This window comes from Neochlamydia sp. EPS4, assembly GCF_000813665.1.
Lineage (GTDB): Bacteria > Chlamydiota > Chlamydiia > Chlamydiales > Parachlamydiaceae > Neochlamydia.
In genome coordinates this window covers 122,577-140,179 of sequence record NZ_JSDQ01000006.1, presented here as the reverse complement: position 1 = coordinate 140,179, position 17,603 = coordinate 122,577, and the positions used below count along the sequence as shown (strand labels likewise).

Annotated in this window: 14 protein-coding genes and 1 tRNA gene; 10 read left to right on the top strand and 5 right to left on the bottom strand. The window is 39.5% G+C overall.

All coding sequences use genetic code 11. From position 1 onward, the window contains the following. Positions 1-7 precede the first annotated feature (7 nt). From DB42_RS00865 to DB42_RS10130, 6 genes are all read left to right on the top strand, one after another. Positions 8-664 carry a protein-L-isoaspartate(D-aspartate) O-methyltransferase gene (locus tag DB42_RS00865; RefSeq protein ID WP_044881306.1) on the top strand — a complete coding sequence of 219 codons (657 nt, stop codon included), beginning with the start codon at positions 8-10 and terminating at the stop codon, positions 662-664. 30 nt (positions 665-694) lie between these two features. Then, positions 695-1,594 carry a DUF2608 domain-containing protein gene (locus DB42_RS00860; RefSeq protein ID WP_044881305.1) on the top strand — a complete coding sequence of 300 codons (900 nt, stop codon included), beginning with the start codon at positions 695-697 and terminating at the stop codon, positions 1,592-1,594. Positions 1,595-2,098: 504 nt separating this feature from the next. Further along, the gene (locus tag DB42_RS00855) at positions 2,099-2,527 is read left to right on the top strand and encodes a hypothetical protein (RefSeq protein ID WP_044881304.1); all 429 of its coding nucleotides are present in this window, start codon (positions 2,099-2,101) and stop codon (positions 2,525-2,527) included. Between the two features lie 168 nt (positions 2,528-2,695). Then, positions 2,696-3,652: a leucine-rich repeat domain-containing protein gene (locus DB42_RS10140; RefSeq protein WP_052435857.1), complete on the top strand. Its 957-nt coding sequence runs from the start codon at positions 2,696-2,698 to the stop codon at positions 3,650-3,652. A 580-nt stretch (positions 3,653-4,232) separates the two neighbouring features. Continuing rightward, complete coding sequence (locus tag DB42_RS11495) at positions 4,233-6,212, top strand: leucine-rich repeat domain-containing protein (protein WP_052435856.1); 1,980 nt, start codon at positions 4,233-4,235, stop codon at positions 6,210-6,212. A gap of 563 nt (positions 6,213-6,775) precedes the next feature. Continuing rightward, positions 6,776-8,749 carry a leucine-rich repeat domain-containing protein gene (locus DB42_RS10130; RefSeq protein ID WP_052435855.1) on the top strand — a complete coding sequence of 658 codons (1,974 nt, stop codon included), beginning with the start codon at positions 6,776-6,778 and terminating at the stop codon, positions 8,747-8,749. Between the two features lie 494 nt (positions 8,750-9,243). Here DB42_RS10130 and DB42_RS00835 read toward each other — a convergent pair whose 3' ends face one another. Further along, complete coding sequence (locus DB42_RS00835) at positions 9,244-9,432, bottom strand: IS5 family transposase (protein ID WP_044881303.1); 189 nt, start codon at positions 9,430-9,432, stop codon at positions 9,244-9,246. 187 nt (positions 9,433-9,619) lie between these two features. Here DB42_RS00835 and DB42_RS00830 point away from each other — a divergent pair. The 4 genes from DB42_RS00830 (at position 9,620) to DB42_RS00815 (ending at position 12,229) form a co-directional block, all read left to right on the top strand. Next, a tRNA-Arg gene (locus DB42_RS00830) sits at positions 9,620-9,693 on the top strand. Then, a complete protein-coding gene (locus DB42_RS00825) occupies positions 9,694-10,329 on the top strand; it encodes an MBL fold metallo-hydrolase (RefSeq protein WP_044881329.1) in 636 nt (211 codons plus the stop codon). 27 nt (positions 10,330-10,356) lie between these two features. Next, complete coding sequence (locus DB42_RS00820; RefSeq protein ID WP_044881302.1) at positions 10,357-10,944, top strand: peroxiredoxin; 588 nt, start codon at positions 10,357-10,359, stop codon at positions 10,942-10,944. Between the two features lie 628 nt (positions 10,945-11,572). After that, on the top strand, positions 11,573-12,229 hold the full coding sequence (locus DB42_RS00815) for a carbonic anhydrase (protein ID WP_042242551.1): 657 nt from the start codon (positions 11,573-11,575) through the stop codon (positions 12,227-12,229). A gap of 385 nt (positions 12,230-12,614) precedes the next feature. Here the strand turns inward: DB42_RS00815 and eno are convergent, their stop codons facing one another. From eno to DB42_RS00790, 4 genes are all read right to left on the bottom strand, one after another. Next, complete coding sequence (gene eno / locus DB42_RS00805; protein WP_044881300.1) at positions 12,615-13,946, bottom strand: phosphopyruvate hydratase; 1,332 nt, start codon at positions 13,944-13,946, stop codon at positions 12,615-12,617. A gap of 335 nt (positions 13,947-14,281) precedes the next feature. After that, entirely contained in the window at positions 14,282-15,436 is a 1,155-nt protein-coding gene (gene rsgA, locus DB42_RS00800; RefSeq protein ID WP_238578968.1) for a ribosome small subunit-dependent GTPase A, read from the bottom strand. After that, positions 15,433-16,188, bottom strand: a complete 756-nt coding sequence (locus DB42_RS00795; RefSeq protein WP_044881299.1) for an RNA methyltransferase — start codon at positions 16,186-16,188, stop codon at positions 15,433-15,435. Before DB42_RS00795 ends, rsgA begins: the two co-directional genes overlap by 4 nt. A 298-nt stretch (positions 16,189-16,486) precedes the next feature. Then, entirely contained in the window at positions 16,487-17,554 is a 1,068-nt protein-coding gene (locus tag DB42_RS00790; protein ID WP_052435854.1) for a DUF4116 domain-containing protein, read from the bottom strand. Between the last annotated feature and the right edge of the window lie 49 nt (positions 17,555-17,603).

The following is a 17,603-nucleotide window of genomic DNA, read 5'->3' as shown; positions in this document are numbered from 1 at the left end:
GATAGCTATGCCACTTGATGATGATTATTCTCACAAAAGGCAAGAGATGGTAAGAACACAGCTTCTTGCCCGAGGGATTACTGATCCAGCTACCCTGGAAGCTATGCGGCATGTCCCTCGTCACTTATTTGTTCCTGCTTCTATGCAAGAAAATGCCTATGAAGATAGGCCTTTACCTATAGGGGAGGGGCAGACTATTAGCCAGCCTTTTATAGTTGCTTTGATGAATCAATTAGCTGAAATTACTCTTAGTTCAATTGTATTGGATATTGGCACCGGCTCTGGCTATGCAGCAGCTGTAGCTGCCTATACAGCGCAAGAAGTCTATACTGTTGAATTTTTGCCTAGCTTAGCGCATGCGGCTCAACAATGCTTTAAACAGCTAGCCTATCATTCTATCCATTGTAAGGTGGCAGATGGCTCCTTAGGCTGGCCTGAACATGCCCCTTATGATGCTATCATTGTTGCAGCAGGTGCTCCTGCAATTCCTCAAACTCTTATCAAACAACTAAAAATTGGCGGTCGCCTGATTATTCCTGTGGGCGATAGCTTTAGCCAACTTCTACTGCGTCTGCGTAAAACCTCTGAGGAAACATACACTCAAGAGACCTTTGAACCTGTTCGCTTCGTTCCTCTAATAGGTAAAGAAGGATGGGAAAGTTAGGAGAAAAATGGCCAGCAAACTAGGAGAATAATGAAAAATTATTTTATCTTACGCTATCCAGGTAGCGTCCGGCTAGCTTTGAGGGGAAATTTTTTCTTGTTAGTTATTGCCCTCCTATTCTTTAGGCCACTTTCAGCAAAAGTTGTAGAAACGCATCGTTTTGCTGATATCCTTCAAGAGGTAGATTCACATTCTATACTGTTTTTTGACATTGACGATACCCTGATTAATACGACGAGTATGCTAGGCAACACGCCGTGGTGGAGCTATTTTGTATCTAAAATGGCTACTGCTAATTTGTCTAAGAATGAAGCTCGTTTAGAAGTTAATAAAATCATTCAAAAAATTATGCTTCAAGTTCCGATGCGGCTGATAGATCCTTCTGCTGCTGAAATTATTAGGCAACTTCAGCAAAAGGGAATTCTTACTTTTGCTTTAACAGCTCGTTGTTTAAATCCTGATTACATGCAAGAGGCTGACCTTTGTGCCTATAAACATTTAAAAAGTGTGGGCATTGATTTTTCTCTTAATCGACTGCCAAAATTGATTGATTCTAACTCCTACGAATGCTTTTCTCAAGGCATCATTTTTACCGATTATCAAGATAAAGGTCCTTTCTTAAAAGATTTTTTAAATTATCATTTTCTTCGTCCTAGTAAAGTTATATTTATCGATGATAGTCCGCGCCATATGAGGTCGGTGGAAAGCATGATGGAAACTATGGGTATACCCTTTTATGGTTTTAGATACAGCCAGCTAGATCATTTTCATAAACAATTTGATCCTTTACTAGCAAATATTCAACTAGAAGCATTTCTTCAAAATGATCGCCTACTATCAGATGAGGAAGCATTAAAAATAGCTCAAGCAGAGCCTGATAAAAATCCAGACTATTTTATTAATGAGCTTATAAGGAAGTGGCAAAATTAAAGCTTTTAATATATTTGCCTAATTTTTTTATAGGCGTTTTACATCTATCTCCAGCTTTCATCCTATAGACGTATTCTGCCCTGCAGGCTTTTCACCACTTCGGCTTCCTTGCCCTATTTTAGCACATCGCTTTTGACCTTCTCTCTTGGATAGTCTTGACCTAGGCATGCTTTTTCTACTGATTCCCATGGATTGTGCTCGAGGTGTTCCTTTAAGCTTTCCTTATCAGGTATAAGGCCTCCTAAGCTTTTTACAAGCATGATAATCGGCTCGGTCTAAAGATCCGCATGGGAAGATAAGATAAAAATTGAGAAAGGAATAAGAGAAATCGCTAAAGCTTTTATAAAAGATAAGCGTCCCTCCCTTTTTTTCTTAAAATAAAAATTGCTTAATAAAGAAGAAAAAGAGTAATTTTTTGACAAAAAGGTAAGGACTGGTTCTTTAAAAAGCAGGCTACATCTGCCCCATAAGGTAATAGCTTACCATAAAACTTAAGGAGCTTATATGGTGCCGTCAAATCCTCCTTCTACCGCCCAGATAACTTTCCGCACTACAGTGTCAGAGAATATAGAAGATCCCGTCTCAGGAGGGCTGATGACTCGGGCGGTTACTTTGTTCCCTTGTGGTCATACCTTTAACGAAGATACCGTCATCCAGTGCTTAGCACGCAATAAACTTTGCCCCCTAGATAGAACGCTTATTGAAAGACATGCACCTAACTACACGGTCAGACAGCTGGCTGAAACAGCTGAATCCCATCCACTAGAAGAAATTAAACGCGAGCCTAGTGAGGAAGCTGTAGGACATTTCTTACGCGGTAAGGAGCTTGCTGAAAAAGGAGACCATGCAATTGCTATAGAAGCTTTACTACAATCTTTGCAATTAACTCCTACGTATGAAAAAGCCCAAGCCTATCTTGAATTTTGCCTTTAACGCTCTTCCGAAGCTTCTTTATCTTCCCAACCTCTTCCTCTCGCTTTTTCTGATAAAGGGAAAGAAAAAAGCCTTCCTTCTTCAGACTCTTATAAAGAGCGCTACATTGAGCTCTTATTCAATCTTTTAGAAGAACCTTCCATTCAAGAGCATTTAACCTTAAAGAAAATGCTAGAGAATCAATTGGAAGAGTTGATGAGCCAGGACAGTGAAGAACTGACTGAGAAAGATAAGATAAGTTATAAATGGACGGAAAAATTATTAGGAGAAAATAAAAAGGTGAGGCAATTTGCGGTCGAAAAGCTGCGCCAAATCTACCAAAGTTCTTCCTCTCTTGCCCCAACCTCTCCGCAATCTTCTATTTCCACCTCTTCTTCAATCTCCTCTAAAGAAATCCCACCTCTTTCTCCTCTATCTGTAACACCTCTTTCCATGGCCTCTCTTTACAACGCAATCATCCAAGTTCATTTTCCAGAAGGGAATGGGGATTTTATAAAACAAGCGCGTATTTTAGATAAGATTTATGAAATTGACTCTACTCTTCCTATTGAAGAAAAAGTGCCCTACATCTTTCAAAAGCTCTTTACCTTAGCCGCCTCTCTTTCTCCCTTAGAATTTGAAGAGAGCTCAAGAGAAAGCAAAGCTTTCACCCTTTCTAATTATTCCTCCTATCTGCTAAATATTAACCGCCTCTTACTCTGGCAAAAGTTACCAGGAGGAACAGGGTTCTTAAACCAACCACATATTAAAGCTTTACCTTTAAAGAAAAAAGGAGAGCTGTTAGCGCAGTGGATAGAAGAACATGGTAATGGTATCATTTTCCTGAGCCTAGAAAGGTTAGGCTTGACCTTTTTACCGCCAGAACTCTGGCAGCTTTCTAAGCTGCAAAAGCTTTATTTAGACCGTAACCAGCTAACCATTATTCCTGCGGAAATCGGACAGCTTTCTCAGCTGGTAATGCTTGACTTAAGCAGCAACCAGCTAGCTTACCTCCCCGCGGAAATCGGACAGCTTTCTCAGATGCAAGAACTCTATTTAAACAACAACAAGCTAACCGCTATTCCTGCAGAAATCAGGCAGCTTCCTCGACTTAGTAAGCTTGGGATTGGGGGAAATCTCTTTTAGGAGGTGTCTCTTAAAGTGAATAAAGGTGTTTCCTTAGAAAAGAGCCCTGGTAAGCATAAGATATTTTTAGGCTGGAAAATAGGCTGCTTATTAAAAATTATTTTCATGCTTTTCCCTCTTTCTAGGTAAACTTTTTTCTAAGGGCTAAATGCGCCCTTTTGTAGTTCATCATAAACTGATAGATGCGATTAGGCCGAAAATGGTTGCGGATATGATACTCTAGGTTGTCCAAGTAAGTTAGGATAGGACTGTAAGATGGGTAGGAAGAGAAAGTGAACCTTTGTAGACCTCCTAAGCTTTTTACAACCACGATAATAGGCTTAGCCTAAAATCAACAAGGCATTGGAAGATAAGATCAGATAAGATAAAAATTGAGAAAGGAATAAGAGAAACTGCTAAAGCTTCTATAAAAAGATAAGCGTTCCTCCCTTTCTTTTTTTATCTCTTAAAATAAAAATTGCCTAATAAAGAAGAAAAAGAGTAATTTTCTGGCCAAAAGGTAAGGCCTAGCTCTTTAAAAAGCAGGCTACATATGCCCCATAAGGTAATAAATTACCATAAAACTTTAAGGAGCTTTTACATGATGCCGTCAGATTCTATCTCTAGCACCCCAATAACTTTCCGCACTACAGTTTCAGAGAATATAGAAGATCCTGTCTCAGGAGAGCTGATGACTCGAGCGGTTACTTTGTTTCCTTGTGGCCATACCTTTAACGAAGATACCGTCATCCAATGCTTAGCACGCAATAAACTTTGTCCTCTAGATAGAACGCTTATTGAAAGGCATGCACCCAACTACACGGTCAGGCACCTAGCTGAAACAGCTGAATCCCATCCATTAGAGGAAATTAAGCATGAGCCTAGTGAGGAAGCTGTAGGACATTTCTTACGTGGTAAAGAACTTGCTGAAAAAGGAGACCACGCAACTGCTATAGAAGCTTTACTACAAGCTTTGCAATTAACTCCTACGTATGAAAAAGCCCAGGCTTATCTTGAATTTTGCCTTAAACGCTCCTCAGAAGCTTCTTTATCTTCCCAGCCCCTTCCTCTCGCTTTTTCTGATAAAGGTAAAGGTAAAGAAAAAAGCCTTCCTTCTGCAGACTCTTATAAAGAGCGTTATACTGAGCTTTTATTCAATCTTCTAGAAGAACCTTCTATCCAAGAGCATTCAACCTTAAAGAAAATGCTAGAGAATCAATTGGAAGAGTTGGTTAGCCAGGACAGTGAAGAACTGACCGAGAAAAATAAGATAAGCTATAAATGGACAGAAAAATTATTAGGAGAAAATAAAAAGATTAGGCAATTTGCCCTTGAAAAATTGTGCCAAATCCACCAAAGTTCTTCCTCTCTTGCCCCAACCGCTCCTCAACCTTCTATTTCCACCTCTTCTTCACCCTCCTCTAAAGAAATTCCATCTCTTTCTCCTCTATCTGTAACACCTCTTTCCATGACCTCGCTTTATAATGCAATCCTCCAAGTTCATTTTCTTGAAGGAGATGGGGATTTTATAAAACAAGCGCGTATTTTAGATAGGATTTATGAAATTAAGCCTAAGCTTAATCTTTCGGTTGAAGAAAAAGTTCCCTATATCTTTCAAAAGCTCTTTACTTTAGCCGCTTCTCTTTCTCCTACAGAATTTGAAGGAAATACTAAGGAAAGCAAGGCTTTTACCCTTTCAAATTATTCCTCTTATCTATTAAATATTAACCGCCTCCTACTCTGGCAAAAGCTACCGGGAGGAACAGAATATTTAAACCAAACACATATTAAAGCTTTACCTTTAAAGAAAAAAAGAGAGCTGCTAACGCAGTGGATAGAAGAGCATGGTAAAAATATCGTTATCCTGGAGCTAAATAATTTAGGATTGACCTCTTTACCGCCAGAGATAGGGCAGCTTTCTCAGCTGCAAAGGCTTGAGTTAAGCGGCAACCAGCTAACAATTTTGCCTGCCGAGCTATGGCAGCTCTCTCAGCTGCAAGTGCTTGACTTAAGCGACAACCAGCTAACTACTATTCCTGTTGAGATCGGGCAGCTTTCTAAGCTGCAGACGCTTAGCTTATTTAAAAACCAGCTAACCGCTATTCCTGCGGAGATAGGTCAGCTTACTAAGCTGCAAGTGCTTGACTTAAGCAACAACCAGCTAACCGCTATTCCTGAGGTGATAGGGCAGCTTACTAAGCTGCAAGTGCTTGGGTTAGACAACAACCAGCTAACTTACCTCCCCGCAGAAATCGGACAGCTTTCTCAGCTGCACACCCTTTGTTTAAGCAGTAACCAGCTAACTATTATTCCTACGGAAATTGAGCAGCTTACTAAGCTGCAAGTGCTTGGGTTAGACAACAACCAGCTAACCACTATTCCTGTGGAAATCGGACAGCTTTCTAAGCTACAATGGCTTTACTTAAGCAACAACCAACTAACCGCTCTTCCTGCGGAAATCGGGCAGCTTTCTCAGCTGCAAAGGCTTGAGTTAAGCGGCAACCAGCTAACCGCTCTTCCTGCAACCATCGGGCAGCTTTCTCAACTTCGTAGGCTTACAACTTGGGGAAATCGCTTTTAGGGGGTGTCTCTTAAGGTGAATAGAAGTGTTTTCTTAAGAAAGAGCCGTGGCAAGCATAAGATATTTTTAAGCTGGGAAATAGGCTGCTTATTAAAAATTATTTTCATGCTTACCCCTTTTTCTAGGTAAACTTTTTTCTAAGAACTAAATGCGTCCTTTTTATAGTTCATCATAATCTGATAAATGTGGTTAGACCGAAAATGGCTACGGGTATGATACTCTAGGTTTTCAAGTGGCTTGAGCGTTGGGACGATAAGGAGAGGAGGAAGAGAGTGTGAACCTTTGTAGGCCTTCTAAGCTTTTTACAAGCATGATAATCGGCACGGCCTAAAAATCCACAAGGTCTGGGAAGATAAGATAAAAATTGAGAAAGAAATAAGGCAAACTGCTAAAGCTTCTATAAAAAGATAAGCGTCCCTTCCTTTTTTCTAAAATTAAAATTGCTTAATAAAGAAAAAAAAGAGTAATTTTCTGGCAAAAAGGTAAGGACTATTTCTTTAAAAAGCAGGCTACATCTGCCTACTAAGGCAATCGCTTACCATAAAACTTTAAGGAGCTTTTATATGATGCCGTCAGATTCTACTTCTAGCACCCCAATAACTTTTCGTACTACAGTCTCCGAAAATATAGAAGATCCCGTCTCAGGAGAGCTGATGACTCGGGCGGTTACTTTGTTTCCTTGTGGCCATACCTTTAACGAAGATACCGTCATCCAATGCTTAGCACGCAATAAACTTTGCCCCCTAGATAGAACGCTTATTGAAAGGCATGCACCCAATTACACGATGAGACAGCTGGCCGAAACGGCTGAATCTCATCCATTAGAGGAAATTAAGCATGAGCCTAGTGAGGAAGCTGTAGGACATTTCTTACGTGGTAAAGAGCTTGCTGAAAAAGGAGACCATACAACTGCTATAGAAGCTTTACTACAAGCTTTGCAATTAACTCCTACGTATGAAAAAGCCCAAGCCTATCTTGAATTTTGCCTTAAACGCTCCTCAGAGGCTTCTTCATCTTCCCAGCCCCTTCCTCTCGCTTTTTCTGATAAAGGAAAAGGTAAAGAAAAAAGCCTTCCTTCTGCAGACTCTTATAAAGAGCGCTATACCGAACTCTTATTCAATCTTTTAGAAGAACCTTCCATTCAAGAGCATTCAACCTTAAAGAAAATGCTAGAGAATCAATTGGAAGAGTTGATGAACCAGGACAGTGAAGAACTGACCCAGAAAGATAAGATAAGCTATAAATGGACGGAAAAATTACTCGGGGAGAATAAAAAGATTAGGCAATTTGCTGTCGAAAAATTGCGCCAAATCCATCAAAGTTCTTCCTCTCTTGCCCCAACCGCTCCTCAACCTTCTATTTCCACCTCTTCTTTAACCTCCTCTAAAGAAATTCAACCTCTTTCTCCTTCATCTGTAATACCTCTTTCCATAACCTCGCTTTATAATGCAATCATCCAAGTTCATTTTCCTGAAGGGAATAGGGATTTTATAGAACAAGCCCGCATTTTAGATAGGATTTATGAAATTAAGCCTAATCTTTCTGTTGAAGAAAAAGTTCCCTATATCTTTCAAAAGCTCTTTACTTTGGCCGCTTCTCTTTCTCCTACAGAATTTGAAGGAAATGCTAAGGAAAGCAAGGCTTTTACCCTTTCAAATTATTCCTCCTATCTATTAAATATTAACCGCCTCTTACTTTGGCAAAAGCTACCGGGAGGAACAGAGTTCTTAAACCAACCACAGATTCAAGCTTTACCTTTAAAGAAAAAAGGAGAGCTGCTAACGCAGTGGATAGAAGAGCATGGTAAAGATATCATCTCTCTGAACTTAGATAAGTCAGGCTTGACGTCTTTACCACCAGAAATAGGGCAGCTTTCTCAGCTGCAAAGACTTGACTTAGCTAGCAACCGATTAACCGCTATTCCTGCAGAAATTGGGCAGCTTTCTCAGCTGCAAAGGCTTGACTTAGCCGGCAACCTGCTAACCAGTATTCCTGCGGAAATCTGGCAGCTTACTAAGCTGCAGTGGCTTTGTTTAGGCTACAACCTACTCACCGCTATTCCTGCGGAAATGGGGCAGCTTTCTCAGCTGCAAGCCCTTTACTTATACTGCAACCAGCTAACTAGTATTCCTGCGGAAATCTGGCAGCTTTCTCAGCTGCAAAGCCTTAACCTAGCCAGAAACCGATTAACCGCTATATCTGCAGAAATTGGGCAGCTGTCTCAGCTGCAAAGCCTTGACTTAGGCGGCAACCCACTCACCGCTATTCCTGCGGAAATCTGGCAGCTTTCTCAGCTGCACACCCTTTGGTTAAGCAACAATCAACTAACTACTATTCCTGCGGAAATCGGGCAGCTCTCTCAGCTGCGAATGCTTTACTTAAGCGACAACCAGCTAACTACTATTCCTGCTGAGATCGGGCAGCTTTCTCAGCTGCACATCCTTTGGTTAAGCAACAATCAACTAACTACTATTCCTGCGGAAATCCGGCAGCTTCCTCAACTTAGACAGCTTAAAATTGAGGGAAATCTCTTTTAGGGGAGTGTCTCTTAAAGTGAATAGAAGTGTTTTCTTACAAAAGAGGCGTGGCAAGCATAAGATATTTTTAGGCTAGAAAATAGGCTGCTTATTAAAGATTATTTTCATGCTTACCCCTCTTTCTAGACAAACTTTTTTCTAAGAACTAAATGCACCCTTTTGTAGTTCATCATAAAATGATAGATGCGATTAGACCGAAAAGGGCTGCGGATATGAGACTCTAGGTTTTCAATTAAGTTAGGACTGTAAGGTGGGTAGGAAGAGGAAGTGAACTTTATTAGGAATCTTAACCTTTTCGACACCATTATAACTTTTGAGCTTACCCTCTTTCTACTGTTATGCTTGTCTGTCTGTCTGTCTGTCTGTCTGTCTGTCTGTCGATGAGGATAGTGGTAGAATCGGGGTTTAATCTTTAAGCTTTTCCTTAAATGATGATTGATTTTCTCAAACAAATGGGTATCTTCCTACTTCTTAAAATAAGTGCAAACCGTGTTTCAAGGAGGAAAATCTTTGGGTAAATAATGGTAGTGAAAATCGGTTCGTAAGACATAAGAAATAGGTTCCATTATTTCCCTTTTTACATGTTTAAAGGGTCTACCTCCTTTGCTGTAAGCTACTTCAAAGTAAACTTTAATAGTTTCACATTCATAATCTGATAAATTACTAAGATAGATAGTCCTCATGCTTACTTCCTTTTTCTCTTAAAATCATCCTAAATAAGTTATTGTGCATCAACTTCTTAAGTCATTAAAGGCTGAGATCAATAAGTAAAGAAAAAGAAACAGAGATTACCAAATAAGTTTTAAGCTCTCTTGATCTTTTTAAGCTTGCTTAAAATACAGAGAGTAAGGCAATATAGCGCTACATTCTGCACCGGTAGCTCAATCGGATAGAGTACCCGGCTACGAACCGGGCGGTTAGAGGTTCAAATCCTCTCCGGTGCAATGATTATCCATACAATTGTATCAGGTCCTTTTCAAACGAATGCTTATGTCATTAGCTGCCCTGCCACTTTGCAAGCGGCAATCATTGATCCTGCTCCAGGAAGTGCGCCGGCAATTATAGATTATCTAACTAAAAATCACTTACTTGCTTCCAAAATTCTTTTAACTCATTCACACTGGGATCATATTGCTGACGTAGCACCCCTTAAAAATAAGTATAAAATTCCTGTTTATGTCCATTTATTGGATGCAAATAATGTAGAAAATCCTGGAAGTGATGGCTTGCCTTGTTGGATTGATATAGAAGGAACTAAACCTGATCATTATGTGAAAGCGGGTGAGAAGGTTCCTGTAGGGAATGCTACTTTTGAAGTCATTGAAACTCCTGGTCATACCCCTGGTGGTATTTGTTTTTATAGCCAAGAAGAGCAGCTGTTATTCTCCGGGGATACTTTATTTAAAGGTACGATTGGCAATTTATCTTTTCCCACGGCACGACCTTCTCTTATGTGGGATTCCTTATCAAAGCTTGCCAAGCTACCGCCTGATACGCGTGTATTTCCAGGACATGGAGAGGCCACTACGATAGGTGCCGAAGAATGGCTAGAGAGGGCCGAAGAGTTTTTTGGAAATTAAAGATAAAGATTAAAAAAGGAGTTTACGATGGGTGTGTTAGTGGGTAAGCAAGCCCCAGAATTTAGGGCAAAAGCGGTTATAGAGGGGCGAATCATCAACAATTTCTCATTAATGGATTTTTTAGGCAAAAATGTTGTTTTTTTCTTCTATCCTTTAGACTTTACATTTGTGTGTCCTACAGAGTTACATGCCTTTCAAGAAAAAATTAAAGAGTTTGAAAAAAGAGATACTCAATTGGTTGCTTGCTCGGTAGATAGCCCCTATTGTCATGCAGCTTGGCTAAATACTCCTAAATCAAAAGGAGGCATTCAGGGCCTAACTTATCCCATTGTGTCTGATATGAACCGTTGTATTGCCTGCGATTATGACGTGCTTATTCAGCATGAAGGCATTGCTTATCGAGGGCTTTTTATTATAGATAAAAAAGGTGTTGTACGCCATCAGGTTGTCAATGATTTGCCATTAGGCCGTAATGTCGAAGAAGTTCTGCGGATGTTAGATGCCTTGGTCTTCATCGAAGAGAATGGCGAAGTTTGCCCTGCTAATTGGCAAAAAGGTAGTAGAACGATGAAGCCTACTAGCGAAGGCCTCGAGCACTACTTTACTTCTGTTTAAAAGTTATAGGGCTTTTTTGCCTATTTAATTAGTAAGTGTAGCGCTGGGATTGGTTTTATAGTGTTTTAATTAAGGGCAATAATCTTGATCATTCCCTTACTTGGTTATGAAGCTTAATGATTTGTTTGAGCTCCTAGTCACCTGATTTTTAGGTCTTCATCTAATATCCTTAAGGTTCATATCCAATGATATAATCTTTTTAGGTTCTTGAGTATTCATCTTTTGCGCTTTTTTTTAATAACGATTGCCTTTACTCTCTTCTTTAATCAATCACCAAACGCTTTTTTGAAAAATTTTGCTGAGGATAGATAAAGTTTTTTTTATGCCCTTTTCCGCAAAATATTTGTAAACATTTGTAAATAAATATTGAGAGATTAAAATTTATTTTATTAACATTTTCTCTAAGAAATCAATCAACGAAAGCATGCAAAAATCCTTTCACCATATGCTCTTTTATGCAATATATAAGAAACAAGAAGGGAAAATACTAAAGACCTAGCAAAAATTAGGTATCGGCTACGCTTAAGAGTTTGATTGCCAGCTAGTATGGTCGGACATCGTGCGAGGATAGATCGAATGGCAGCATATACAATATACATTTAACTTAATAAACAAGTGTTTACAAAATATGAAAAAACTCATTCAAGAAATTGCGCATTTTAAAAAGAACCTTAGCGAGGAGGGGCGCGCGCTTTTTGCTCGGTTGGCACTCGGGCAAAAGCCAGAAGCACTTTTTATTGCATGTTCTGATAGTCGTCTAATGCCCAGCCTTTTTGCTTCTACTCATCCCGGAAATATATTTGTGCTAAGAAACATTGGAAATTTAATACCTCCAGCTTCTTCATCACCTTACGATAGCAGTGCTTCGGCAGTATTAGAATTCTCTACATTTTCTCTTAACGTTTCTGATATTATTGTTTGTGGTCATTCTGAATGTGGAGCTATGCAAGCTCTAGCCCGAGGGGTCGATGGTCATACTTGCCCCCATCTTGGTTCCTGGCTAAAGCATGGAGAAGAAGCTTTAAACAAGGTGAGAAAAGGACTTAGTATTAACCCTTCTTTATCCGAACATAATCAAATCTCTCAAATTAATGTGCTTCAACAAATGCAACATGTTATCAGCTATCCTTTCATTCAAGAACGCGTGGAAAAAAAGCAGCTTCGAGTGCATGGATGGTGGTTTGATATAGCACAAGCGGATGTCTATTGTTATAAGCAAGATCTTCATCAATTTGTTTTGATTGATGAAGAAGAAGCAAATCTAATCGCAAATAATTTAAGCTAGTTTGTAATTAATTGATTTTTTTAACAGATTTTTAACTCGTGCTCTCAAAGCATAGTGATAAAAATTATAAAAATAAAATAGTTAACGCGTGGGCTAAAGACGAGTGTAGGAGGAAATTGAGGGTTGGCAAAGAAAAATTTTGCTAAATTCTTTGATGTCTGGCCCACGCTAGTGATAAACCTACTGATCCTAACACTTCAAGGTTGGCTCTTTAATTATCCAACGCTCGGTAGCAAAAGTAGCTCTAGGTATTTATATTATAGCACACGTGTATGTATGTTAGAAGAGCAGGGTATTTTTGCCTGTTTTAAGAAAAGATGCTTAGCTAGCTTGTTGATGAAATAATTTATCAAAGAAGCTTAACCTTGAATTCAAGGCCCCTCCCTTAAAAAGATGAGGGCGAGGAAAAACCCGTCCTACATTTATATAGGTTACTATCCCCATAACGGCACACACCTTGAAGACTGTCTTCAATATTGAGTAAACGATTATATTTGGCGACTCGGTCTGTACGAGAAAGAGAACCTGTTTTAATTTGCCCCGCATTTGTAGCCACGGCTATATCGGCAATTATACTGTCTTCAGTTTCTCCCGAACGATGAGAAATGATAGCAGCATAGCTGTTGTTTTGAGCTAAGCGAATAGTTTCTAACGTCTCAGTTAAGGTGCCAATCTGGTTGGGTTTAATTAAAATGGAATTAGCGACGTTTAGGTCAAAACCCCGCGACAGGAATTTAGGATTAGTCACGAAAATGTCATCTCCTACTAGCTGAATTTGATGTCCTAATTTTTTAGTAAGATGCTGCCAACCCAGCCAATCATTTTCGGCCAGTCCATCTTCAATTGAATCGATAGGGAACTTCTTTACCAAATTTTCTAAATAATCGACGACTTCTTCGGCTGTTCGTTCGATAAAGGGTATCTTTCTTTTTTGTTTCTTTTTCTCTTTATAAAGATGAGTAGAGTCATCATAGAACTCAGAAGCCGCGCAATCTAATGCTAGCGATACATCGATGCCAGGACGGTATCCTGCTTTTTCGATGGCTGAGACTATCATTTCTAAAGCGATCTCATTGGACTCAAGATTAGGAGCAAAGCCTCCTTCGTCACCTACTGCCGTAACATGGCCTTCTTCTCTCAGTATTCCTTTTAAAGTATGAAAAATCTCTGCTCCCCAGCGTACAGCTTCATGAAAGGAAGGAGCTCCTGTAGGTCGAATCATAAATTCTTGGAAATCAAGCAGATTATCAGCATGAGCTCCGCCATTAAGAATGTTAATCATCGGGCAAGGAAGAATATGGGTATGAGCTCCACCTATGTAGCGGTATAAGGGAAGTTTAGCGTTAAGGGCTCCTGCTCGTGCTAAGGCTAAAGAAGCTCCTAAAATTGCATTGGCTCCAAAACGACTTTTATTTTCACAGCCATCACTGGCGATCATCAGACGATCTAGACGAGCCTGATCAAAGACATGCTCTCCTACTAGAATTTGAGCGAGGGGTCCATTCACATGCGTGATAGCTTTTTGCACCCCTTTACCTGCAAAACGTCTCTTATCTCCATCTCTAAGCTCTAAGGCTTCATGCTGGCCTGTCGATGCACCTGAAGGCACTGAAGCTTCGGCACTAATATCACGATCGGTAGTAATCATGACTTTAAGGGTAGGGTTACCGCGCGAATCCAAAATTTCTATAGCTTTTACTGAGCGAATATAAGACATGCTTTTACCTTCGAGTTAATTTTTTTAAGATATATTCTAGGCGGTTTCTTATCAAGTAACTCTTCTAGAGGGATAAAATTTTAAAATTGCTCGCTCTCAAATGTCTACTCATAAGCTGTTAAGCACATTCTTCCTAAACCCTATCCCTCAAAAAAATGGATCCTTAAGCCAAGAGCAGAGGAGGGTCAGTTACAAAGGTAAGGGCATAATTTCTTTAACCTCCGCAAGAAGACAGAGTGATGACCGTAAGAAATGAAAGGGCGGCAATTACTGGTAAACTTTTTAAAATTTAATATATATATATATATGTGTGTGTGTGTGAAAACAAGGAAAAGCTAACGGCGTAAGTGTTCTTGCGATAAAGCTTCTAGCAAATACTGATAAGAAGCAAAGCGTAAGGGAGAAAGCTTTTCGTTTTCTACGGCTGCAAGTACAGCACATTCTTTTTCATGTGTATGAGAACAGTTAGGAAACTTGCACTGTTGTCCGATTTCCTCAATTTCAGGAAAGTATTGCTCGACTTCTTCTTTATTAAGATTCCACAAGCCAAAACTTTTAATTCCTGGAGTGTCTATACACCAGCCGCCAAATTCTAACGGAATAAGCTTTGCCGTGGTAGTAGTATGAGAACCTTTCTTAGTCTTCTCCACTACTTTTCCTACTTTAAAATTAAGGCCTGTAATGGCATTAATAAGAGAGGATTTACCTACGCCTGATTGTCCTGAAAAAACGGACGCTTTATTTTTCATTATGCTTTTTAGCTGATCTAACCCTTGTTCGTTAACAATACTAACAGGTATTACATGAATCTGCGCGGCTTTATAAGCATGGAGAAAATCCTTATAAAGTTCTTTCTCAGTCGCGGGTGTGGTAGGATGATCGAGTAAATCAATCTTGTTGACCACTATTACAGGTTCCATACCGCCTTTGCGCGCGGCTATAATGTAGCGATCCACAAGAAAAGACTTAAGGGGTGGATTGACGACGGAAACAGTAATTAATACCTGATCTATATTAGCAGCGATTAATTGCTCTTGACGCCTTGAAAGATTGTCAGCGCGCGATAAAACAGAATAACGTTCTTCAACATGCGCGATAAGGCCTTCCTGAGCATCTGTTCTTTGAAATAACACCAAATCTCCTACGGTAACAAGATTTTTAAATTGTGTTTTTTCCTTTTTTAACAGACCACGCATAGAACAGGCATAGATTGCATCCTCATGCTCTACCATAATTCCTTGAGGGGTAATGGATAGAACTCTTCCCCGTAGTAAATCTTCTTTGGCAAGTTTAATATTTTGATGGAGTTCTTTATTTTTTTGCCGTTTATCCCTATCTGTTTTTTTGTATTTGGAACGATCTTTTGCAGAGGCTAGTTTACGCTCTTTCCGCGAATTTTTACGGTCATCTTTAAAATAATCGGCTTCAAGGTCACAACCTACCCATTTTTTTGGCATACGTGGCAGATCATCTTGTTTAGAATTTTTCATAAAAGTTCTCTCTTTTGGCGCAAACTATAAAGTAAGAGTCCTGCTGCTACGGAAACATTGAGAGATTCCATTTCCCCAGACATAGGAACAGTGATTGGTGAACCGATAGAAAAAGCTTCTGGAGAAGGCCCTTGAGCTTCATTGCTTAAAACTAAAAGGACTCCTGCCGAAGGCTTTATCTGTTCAAAAGGGACTCCCTTAATGTCGGCAACTAAGCCTTGTAAGTTGTTTACTTTAATAATCTCTTGTAAGTCTTTCCAAGCACCTTGACGCATAGGAATTTTAAACACGGCCCCACGAGAGGCACGCAGGGCTTTTTCATTAAAAGGATCGCAAGTTCCCTCGAGTAAAAAAATGCCTTCCCATCCTAAAGCTATGGCTGAGCGAATAATGGTACCTAGATTGCCGGGATCGTTGATACGATCTAACGCCAAGAGGTATTTTTTTCCATAAAGATTAGAAAATTTAGGCATAGGTGCTTCAGCTAGGATGCCTTCAGAAGATTGAAGGCCTGATACTTTTTGAATGAGCGCAGGAGCAGCTAAAATAATTTTTTCGGCTTTCACATTTTTAGGTAAAAGATGGGGAGAGGAAGCTAAGATAGTTTTGAAAGTAAGCAAAGAACTGGCCTCAGCGATTAATTTGATCCCTTCAAGCACGAGGGTCTGATGATGCCAGCGATAATCATGATTTTGACGTAGCTTTACTAAATGTTTAATTAAAGGATGCTGAGGGCTAGAAAGTTCTTTCATAAAAATAAAGATTTATTACCTTGGGATAGCTAACTATAACTTTTTTTACTCCATCTTGCAATAGATGAATCGAGACCTCTCTCTCTTCTCTTAAATTCTTTAGGGATTACCATGCAGCGTTTTGTTTGCTGCCTTAAGCAATTTTTTTAGTTTACTATTAAGTATAAGAGCTAAAAACATAGATTAAAGATTTTAAACCGTTCATTTTAAGAGTCTATAAGCATTTCCAAAGCGATGAATATCTTGCCTAAAATATCTCCTATTTTCATTGGAGGTTCTAAAAAAATTTAAAAGAAAGTTAAGGTATTAGAGGAGAGTTTTGGTTTTTAACTAGATTGATAAGTTTCTTGTTTTTTTGAAGTCCATAGCTGGCATGCCGAAGCGCTTTACCATTTTGTTGAACGGCTGTAAGCACCATGTTCTCATCATTTTTAAAATTTTGGCTAGCATACTCAAGGGCTAACCCATTTTGCTTGAGAGCAACGAGCACCACATTTTTATTATCCTTTAAAGCGGGGCCAATATACTCAAGGGCTAACCCATTTTGCTCAAGAGCAGCAAGCACGACATCCTCATTATTTTTAAGTTGTTCGCTAGCGTACTGTATGGCCCAGCCATTCTGCCGCACGGCTGCAAGTACAATTTCTTTATTATCTTTAAGTTTTTCGTTAGCATACTGCAGGGCCCAGCCGTTCTGTTGAACGGCGGCAAGTACGATTTCCTTAGTATTTCTAAGCTCTTGGCTAATTTCTTGAAGTGTTGAGCCATCTTGCCGGACCGCAGCCAGGACCACTCGCTTATCATTTTGAAGCTCTTTGCTAGCATGCTCAAGCGCCCAACCATCTTGCTGAACGGCGGCAAGCACCACACTTTTGTTGTTTTTGAGGTTTTCACTCGCATACTGAAGAGCCATGCCCTTTTGCTTAACGGCTGCAAGTACAATATCTTTATCATCCTTAAACTGTTCGTTAACATATTCGAGCGCCCAACCATTTTGCTTGACAATAGCAAGGATCAACCTTTTATTGTTCTTAATCTCTTTATTGCTATTTGGTAGGGCTAAGCTCTTTAGTTCGACATTTGGTGTTACAGGTTTTTTCCCCTTGCTTTTACGGCAAGTAAAATCATAAATTCCTATGCTTATATTTCCTAGAATAGGAATCAATAAGATTATACATCGTTTAAAACTTTTAAGTCTGAGGTGAGCATAATAAGGGCTTTCAGAAGAACTCTGCTCTGGATTAAAATGTAGAAGGACACATTTTTGGAAAATATCAACTAAATTAGTCACTGTGCTAACTAGGGGAATATAGTCTGCAATATTATCAATCGAACAGCAAGCTTGAGATAAATCATGGATTTTCATTGGGGCTTCCATGTCAATTGGTTGAACTAATAAGGAATTTAATTTTAAT